Origin of the sequence: Pseudomonas sp. HMSC063H08, assembly GCF_001813645.1 — a bacterium.
In the GTDB taxonomy this organism is placed as follows: Bacteria; Pseudomonadota; Gammaproteobacteria; order Pseudomonadales; family Pseudomonadaceae; genus Pseudomonas; species Pseudomonas aeruginosa.
In genome coordinates, this window is the sequence record NZ_KV813432.1 from 4,119 (window position 1) to 5,728 (window position 1,610).

A 1,610-nucleotide genomic window follows, 5' to 3' on the forward strand; every position below is an offset into this window, starting at 1 on the left:
ATGCCCAGACCACTGTCACCGACGATCTTGCCGCCACGGTTGTCCAGTTGCTCAGTGAGGTTCAGCGTCGCCACGCCCTGGCTGGCAATCTCGCCGACGCTGTTGTCCACCTGCCGGGCCGTGATGTCCACGCCCTGGTTGCCAGCGATACGGCCAGCGTTATTGTTTAGGATGCCCAGGTCGAGAGTCAGCGAGTCCTGACTGGTCAGTTCTCCTCCCTTCTGGCTCAGCGTGCCAACCTTGGCATGCAGGCTACCATTGGCGGCGATACGCCCCTTGGAACTGTTCGCCTCATCGGCTACCAGCTTCAGGCCGCGTTCGGCGATCAGTGTGCCAGCGTCGTTTTCCAGGCGGGCCACACCGATATCGATGGCGCCCTTGCTGCCGATGGAGCCACTACGGTTGTCCAGGACGAATGCCTGGATATCCAGACCTCCGGCGCCGGAGACAATCCCCTCGAGGCTGTTGTCCAGGGCCTGCGCGATACGCAAGGTCAGGGCTCCGCCGCTGAGCAGGCGTCCCCCCTGGTTGTTCAACGCGGAGGTGGCAAGAGTGAACGCGCGGTCGCTGGAGATTTCCCCACCGCTGTTGTCCACCACGCCGAGTTGGCGCAGGAGCAAGGTGCCAGGCGTGGCGATCAGGCCTTGAGCGCGATTGACCAGGCTTCCCTTGTTCAGATCGAGCGTGATGCCGGTATCGCTGACCAGGTTGCCCCTGTCATGCTGGTCCAGCCCTTGGAGATCCGCATCGATCACACCCTTGGCGGCGATCCGGCCCGCCTGGCTGTTGTCTACCCGAGCGGCGACCAGGGTGAGTCCCGCATCGCTGCCGATACTGGCTTTCCGGCTGTTGTTCAGGTTGCCGGTACGAATCTCCACGGCCCCCTTGCCACTGATCGCACCGGCCTGGCTGTTGTCGAGGCTGGCGCTGCTCAAGCTAAGTCCAGCGTCGCTCGCCAGTCTGCCGCCCTGATTGTTCAGGGTGCCCTGGCTGGTCACTGCCAATGCCCCTGCGCTGGATAGCGTACCGCCCTGGTTGTCGAGCCAGGCTGACTTCACCGTCAGGAAGCCCCGGCTGTCCAGGCTGCCGGCCTGGTTATCGAACGCACCGGCCAGGGAGACGTCGATACCCTTCTGGCTGGACAGCAGGCCCCCCGCGCCGTTGAACAACTCCGTAGCACTCAGGCGCAGCCCATCGCGGCTGGCGAGTACTCCCTTGTCCTGGTTGAGCACGCGTGGCGCGGTGATGCCCAGACCACTGTCACCGACGATCTTGCCACCGCGGTTGTCCAACTGTTCGCGAGCGCTCGCCACCACCCTCGACGTGCTGGAGATATCGCCCGCTCGGTTGTCGATCAACCGAGAGCTCAAGTCGAGATCCTGGCCGGCGACAATGCGACCGCTGCGATTATCGAGCCGATCCGCCTTCAAGAGCGTACGGCGCTCGCTGACCAGCTTGCCGCCCGCACTGTTGTCCAGACGAGCGACCTCGATGTCCATGTCTCCCTTGCTGGAAAGGAGACCGGCACTGCGATTGTCCAGTGCGGCAGCCTGGACCTGCAGTTCGTTCAGACCGACGACCTGGCCGCCACGGTTGTCGAGATCGCCACG

The 1,610-nt window shown here is 64.0% G+C and carries 1 pseudogene; it reads right to left on the reverse strand.

The features are described 5' to 3' along the window. Positions 1-1,610, reverse strand: a pseudogene (locus HMPREF2924_RS14245) (hypothetical protein); the annotation flags it as partial.